The sequence below is a fragment of the Paenibacillus alvei DSM 29 genome, assembly GCF_000293805.1.
Taxonomy (GTDB): Bacteria; Bacillota; Bacilli; order Paenibacillales; family Paenibacillaceae; genus Paenibacillus_B; species Paenibacillus_B alvei.
Genome location: NZ_AMBZ01000021.1, coordinates 1 through 5,630 on the forward strand (window position 1 = coordinate 1; position 5,630 = coordinate 5,630).

Annotated in this window: 11 protein-coding genes; 1 reads left to right on the top strand and 10 read right to left on the bottom strand. The window is 43.8% G+C overall.

All coding sequences use genetic code 11. From position 1 onward, the window contains the following. The 10 genes from PAV_RS36725 to PAV_RS30310 all read right to left on the bottom strand — a co-directional run. Positions 1-884: ATP-binding protein (locus PAV_RS36725; RefSeq protein ID WP_338010908.1), on the bottom strand; the 884-nt coding region annotated here is incomplete at its 3' end. After that, positions 772-1,671 carry a DUF4373 domain-containing protein gene (locus PAV_RS36730; protein WP_005548340.1) on the bottom strand — a complete coding sequence of 300 codons (900 nt, stop codon included), beginning with the start codon at positions 1,669-1,671 and terminating at the stop codon, positions 772-774. The genes PAV_RS36725 and PAV_RS36730, both read right to left, overlap by 113 nt. A gap of 4 nt (positions 1,672-1,675) precedes the next feature. Continuing rightward, a complete protein-coding gene (locus tag PAV_RS30285) occupies positions 1,676-2,005 on the bottom strand; it encodes a hypothetical protein (protein WP_005548341.1) in 330 nt (109 codons plus the stop codon). A gap of 4 nt (positions 2,006-2,009) precedes the next feature. Then, the gene (locus PAV_RS30290; RefSeq protein ID WP_005548342.1) at positions 2,010-2,408 is read right to left on the bottom strand and encodes a hypothetical protein; all 399 of its coding nucleotides are present in this window, start codon (positions 2,406-2,408) and stop codon (positions 2,010-2,012) included. A 2-nt stretch (positions 2,409-2,410) separates the two neighbouring features. After that, positions 2,411-2,821, bottom strand: a complete 411-nt coding sequence (gene ssb / locus PAV_RS30295; RefSeq protein WP_005548343.1) for a single-stranded DNA-binding protein — start codon at positions 2,819-2,821, stop codon at positions 2,411-2,413. Positions 2,822-2,827: 6 nt separating this feature from the next. Then, positions 2,828-3,445 carry an ERF family protein gene (locus tag PAV_RS32925; protein WP_005548344.1) on the bottom strand — a complete coding sequence of 206 codons (618 nt, stop codon included), beginning with the start codon at positions 3,443-3,445 and terminating at the stop codon, positions 2,828-2,830. Continuing rightward, the gene (locus PAV_RS30305) at positions 3,442-3,927 is read right to left on the bottom strand and encodes a siphovirus Gp157 family protein (RefSeq protein WP_005548346.1); all 486 of its coding nucleotides are present in this window, start codon (positions 3,925-3,927) and stop codon (positions 3,442-3,444) included. The genes PAV_RS32925 and PAV_RS30305 overlap by 4 nt, the downstream gene beginning before the upstream one ends. 233 nt (positions 3,928-4,160) lie before the next feature. After that, positions 4,161-4,337: a hypothetical protein gene (locus tag PAV_RS35485; RefSeq protein WP_005548349.1), complete on the bottom strand. Its 177-nt coding sequence runs from the start codon at positions 4,335-4,337 to the stop codon at positions 4,161-4,163. Continuing rightward, a complete protein-coding gene (locus PAV_RS35070; protein ID WP_005548350.1) occupies positions 4,334-4,492 on the bottom strand; it encodes a hypothetical protein in 159 nt (52 codons plus the stop codon). The genes PAV_RS35485 and PAV_RS35070 overlap by 4 nt, the downstream gene beginning before the upstream one ends. Further along, positions 4,489-4,683: a hypothetical protein gene (locus tag PAV_RS30310; protein ID WP_005552288.1), complete on the bottom strand. Its 195-nt coding sequence runs from the start codon at positions 4,681-4,683 to the stop codon at positions 4,489-4,491. Before PAV_RS30310 ends, PAV_RS35070 begins: the two co-directional genes overlap by 4 nt. Positions 4,684-4,777: 94 nt before the next feature. Here PAV_RS30310 and PAV_RS30315 point away from each other — a divergent pair, with 94 nt between their 5' ends. Continuing rightward, a complete protein-coding gene (locus PAV_RS30315; RefSeq protein ID WP_005548355.1) occupies positions 4,778-5,482 on the top strand; it encodes a hypothetical protein in 705 nt (234 codons plus the stop codon). The last annotated feature ends 148 nt before the right edge of the window (positions 5,483-5,630 follow it).

Sequence of the window (5,630 nt, forward strand, 5' to 3'; positions counted from 1 at the left end):
TGCAAACGTTGTATAGCGTCCTCGCGCCGTTTTGAAGATGCTCTATTCTCGTAAATGTCTGTGCTTCCTAGTATCCGATCGTATAGCCGCCCGTCTGGATCAACTGGCTTGTTGTACTTGTCCGCTTTGAACCATTGTTCAAGCCGTGCCAAATCGAGATTCGTTGTATAGTTCGTCGGTTTTCCCTGCCGGCCATTGATGATAGGGAACAGAATGTCATTGAACTCATATTCAGTTAGATATCCGCTGCCTATCTCATCGAGTGTAAGTAAGTCACACTGGACGGCCCCAGTGATTATGTCCGTTAAGGTCGTTTTCACTGAACTATTGAATGTGTCTTTTGCAAGATTGAACAACTGTGACACATCCAAGAACAGACACACATACCCTTGCTTGTCTAATTCATGGTGGATAGCTGCTGCCAAGTGACTCTTTCCATTGCCTGGTGTACCAAAAAGCATCAATCCCGTTTTCCTTGTTTCGAAACCTGCTACAAACTCAATTGCCGCCTGCTTGACTGATTCTGATCCTTCTCGATCTTGAAAGCTGTTGAAAGAGGCATTCTTTAGATCCTCATTCATAATGTTCTTAGAGTAGGCACGTTCCATATTCGTTCGCCGCGCTTTCCTCTCTCGCTCCTTCTCTTCCCGTTCCATCTCAGCTACCTTGCACTTGCATGCTGTTGCTATAACCCATTGATTCCGTAATGGTACGAGTGTGCGCCGCATTTCCTTCCTACACTTCAGACAGCAGTATGTCCCGATATACTGGTCATCTGCGAACAAAGAGGTCGTTGTCCGATACCCTTGCTCCATCTCGTCCATCATCTCGTTTAGCGGTGAGCGTCGAGGCTTGACTATATCGCGCCGTTTTGTGACCTGCATTGTTTGCCGAATTAGGTGCTTGTCCGCCTCCGAAATGTCCAACTGGTCTAATTCCATTGCGTTTTGCTTCCTCCTCTTCGACCTTTTCTACTACCCATGTCAAAATGGCTCGGTAATCATTCTTGTATGTCTTGCCTTTGGAACCTTTGTAGTTGTCCAAAATCTCGATCATTCGCTTAGCTTTTTCTTCGCCATATTTCTCAACAAGTTTGTTATATTCCGATTCAGTCATAGAGACGAAGTCAGCGTATTTGTTTTTCTGTTCTTTATCTCTTTTATTTTTATTTAATTTCTTTTTACTTTCCTTTACTTTACTTTGTGTACTTTCTGTACTCATATTGCTGCATAAATCTGTGTTATCGTCATCATTAACTGGGGTTTCTGTTGCAGAAACTACTTTTTGATCATCGACAAGTGAATATTCTTGCTTGATCAAAGTACCAATTCGCCTGTTTGCAGCCATCAAAAAACGCTTCTGAATACCTTGTGATGTAAGTATTTGATACGTTTCTGACATGTTTCTGTCGAAGAAACCCCAGTTTATGCACTCAGAAACTACCTCTTGAACATAGTTAATGTCTTCATTAACCTTCATCGAAAATGAATACTTCTCTTTCTCTGTCCAAGGGTAGTAATAACCGTTCTTATAAATCGCCATTAGTAGGCGGATAATTAGGCCGAAACCTCGGTTCCCATACTTCGCTATAGGAACAACCAATTTGTCATCCCCCGCAATATCTACGTCAAGGGGGAAGTACTCCAGCCCCTCCTTCCGCGGTCGTGCCATCGTCTCACCTTCTCTCTAGCACCGTGTTAATGACGTTCGCTATCAATTTTCGGAATCGTATTCCCTCTTGAGTTTCATCCAGCCAGTCATGGCATGCCGTGCAAAGGTGCAATAAGTCCGTGACTTTAGTCTTCCATTCAAGTTGCTTCCGTCCGGTTAAATGCGCTCTCTCGGTCGCCCACGCCTTGCCGCACATTTCACATATACCTTTCGATCTATCTTTCAATTCCGCATCCACAGACGGGCTTATATCACCCATCTGCTTCTGCGTTTGCTTTATACGTGTACTCTTAGTCGCTTTGCTTTTTGGTTGCGGATTAAAAGGCAACGTCATATGTTTATCCGCCTCCTATGCCGATGTTTAAATCAATTCGAAGCCGTAACCGAAGCTCATGAAGTTGTTCCGTCAGTGATTTAAACTCATTTCTCCAAAGGTGCATACGTTCAAATGCTTCAGCTTCCTGTTCGCGCAACTCCATTGTCGCAAGCTCTGCCTGAGTCGTCTTATCTCCACGCCCTGCCGCCGCTTTTACTGCAGCAAATGTGTTCTTACGTTCTGCATATTTACGCTTATACTGGCCGTCCATATGAGCTGATACGCGCCCTATCAATGTATGGGCTTGAGTCAATAAAGTTATTCGTTGCATGAGTCCGCCCGGCGATTCGTCGTCATACTCATCTGCTTCGAGCCTGAGACGTTTAATTTCTTGAATATACTGTGGTATTTGATCTTTCATCGTCAGAATGGTAAATCATCATCGTGAATATCGATCGGTTTCCCGTCATTATGGAATGGATCACGGTTATCTACTGTTGGCACTTCTCCATCTCGTGTTGAATGTTCCAGGAAGCGAACATTATCAGCAACAACCTCAGTCACATAGATTCGACGGCCTTCATTGTTTTCGTAATTTCGTACCTGTATCCGACCTTCAACCGCTGTTAGTCGCCCTTTGTGCAAGTAATTGGCGCAAGCCTCTGCTGTTTGCCTCCATGTAACAACAGGAATAAAATCTGCTTCCTTCTGTCCATTCGTTTGGAATTGTCTATCAACCGCAAGCGTAAATGATGTAGTTGCAACTCCACCCGATGTATAGCGCAACTCTGGATCTTTTGTAAGTCGTCCAATTAATATCACTCGGTTCAACATCTTGCATCACCCTTTCATTTCTTGGATCATTGCTGTAAGCACCTTTTCAGAATCAGCGCCGTGATCTTTAACAAAGTCAGCCAGACCATCCGTGTTCCCGTGAATGTGCTTGTATTTTGCTTCTAAGCTCGGCTTGATCTTCAGACCTTCCGGTGGTGGTGATGATTGATTTTTCTTACTTGCCCCCGCCGGCCGTTTTTGCTGTTGTGCTTGTGCATCAAGTTCCGCGCTGCTCGTCTTATCCGGATCTTCACCTGTAGGGATAGCAAACGTTCGTAGCAACAGATATTTGTATGCATATGTCATGGCCTTTCCAACGCCCTTATCCTGTGTGTCGGCGCCAGTGCCAGAAGAAACGATAACCTCGTACTCGCCCGTTTCCGTGTCAACGATCTTATACTTCACGTCTACGGTTGTGAGATTGCCTTCCTTGCTATGTGCCTGTTCAAAGGGAAAGATTACTAACCCCTGCTCTATCAATGCATCACGTACGGTTGATGTGACCTTTTCCTCGGTGATTGCGTTGTATTTCGTATTACCGAACTCAACTCGATCATCTTTCTGCAGATAATCTACCTTCTGCATAACAGCACTCATTTTTTGATAGAGTTGCGCTTTACTCATCGAATCATCAGCCCACTTTCGCCCTGAACAATCGTTACGCCTGGAATTGCGACCCCGCCTTTCAATGCATCCATTACGGCCTTTTTATCAACGGTTGGTTCTGGTTGTTTAACATATTCAGATGGCACTGCCAGCACATTCGTAACCTCTACACGGTCACGGGGCTTCGTAATCGACACGCTGAACAATGGGCTTTTATGTTTGTCCATTCCGATGCGAATCATGCCCCACTTCATGGCATCCTTCATGCGTGCTACGTTATTTTCAATAGACGTCTTGCGTTGAGATAGGCGCAGCGCTTCGGCTTTTAATGCATCGGCCTCTGCTTCGAGTGAGCGAACTACTTTACAGTAGCCGTCCAACTTCTCTCCGATAGCTCCTTCCATTCCCTCCAGCATTTCAGAGTAGTCAACACCTTCTCCACCGTCTTGAGCGAGTTCAAGCAAATCATTGTATTGGTCAGCCAAGTCATATAAACGCATGTTGCATCCTCCCGATTTTGTGATATAATGCACGTAATTATATTTGTTCAAGTAATTGTTTAGCTGCGGCTCCTACCCCGCGGCTAATTTACTTTTGTACCTTTGATTCTCGAAGCAATTTGCAATACTCGGAATAATGTTCTTTCGTTGGAAAATGGAACTGCGGCGGCTTTCCTGCTGGCAATACCATATTCCCTCCTGCTGCCGTTAAGCATCGTTGTGCGTCTAAGTCCTCAGAATACGAGATTCTTACCGCGAGTCTCATTCCATTCACTCCAATCTAAAGGTTTACGAACCATGATATAAACCGAACATTCTATTGCTTCTTTCATGCATGCCTCGCAATGCGGCTGTTCATCTTCGTAGCAAAGGTATTCTGCCGGCTTCCCGCATCCACAAGTTGGCCTCATGACAACTCTCTCCCGAAGATTTCACGTTCCATCTGTGCAATCTCCATCGACAGCCAATCGTATGCTGCTTCAAGGAGTCCTGGCGCGTTCCGCATCATTTTCAATTGATTCAAATGACGGATTGATTCGACTCTTTGCATTGCAATCTCTGTCATGCCAGCACCCCCACATCTCCGCGGCAGCGGTTGCCGGTTGCTAGCAGCTTGTCCATTCTTACCGCCACCATCTGCCACTGATCAACAATAGAATCTTTCAAGTTGACCAGATATTCCGAACGACTTACGAGAGTCGCTACAGTTACACCAAGCAAGCTTACGACTGTCTTCTTGCCTACACTTCGTTTCATTTGTCATCCACCTTTCCTATATTTGGCTTTAATATAGTTTCTCTTCCCTATACAATAGAGTTGTCCAGACACCATTGAAGGGATGGTAGTTTATTTGAAACATGATATTTTTGAAATGATTAATACGATTGAAAGATTAAATCACGACTTAACGCCTACTTTGACAAGATTATTAGAACAACAAAACAGATTAAGAGAGGCTCTTAGACCTGCTACTTCAGCTTTGGCTACTGCTATGGAAGCAAATTATTTGGCATTATCTAAAGTCTCCGATACTCTTCTTCCTGTAGCAAAGGAATGGGAAGCTGTTGCCGACTTCATTCGGGAACAAGATTATAGTCATCTTTTCATAACTGATTCCTTATCTTCAAAACTGAAAGACTTGATTCAATCAGTGGAAGTAGAACTACCAGATATTAAAGAAGAAATTATCCAAACAACTGCATTCGACATCAACTCACCATCATCTAATAAGAAAATGGATATCGGGCAATTTTTAAGTGTTATTGGCATCATCCTTACTGTTCTTAGCATGTTACACAATCAGCGAATCGCCGATGAAAGCAGCATAGAAGCTCAAAAATTACACCAGATTCAAATTGAACAAGCAGAGAGACATCATATCGAACGTATGGAGCAGGCAGAACGTCATCATCGTGAAGTGACGCAGGCTAATGGCGCAAAATCTTCACCCAATAAGGAATCAGACAATGTACTCGAAGACCTTATCTCTTCGATATTCACTGAGTTGCGTTCTTTTTTACCTTCTGAAAATACAAGTCATTCCGAAGATCAGTGAGGCTACTTAAAAGATCTCGCGCTCGCTTGGTGTTTATTTCAGTTTCTTCGTTTATGTGATTACCTTGTTTGATTTGGTATTCGTATTGCTTGTTCAATTCTTCATACTTTTGATTCAATTTCTCTCGTTGCTCAATCAGTTGTGCATA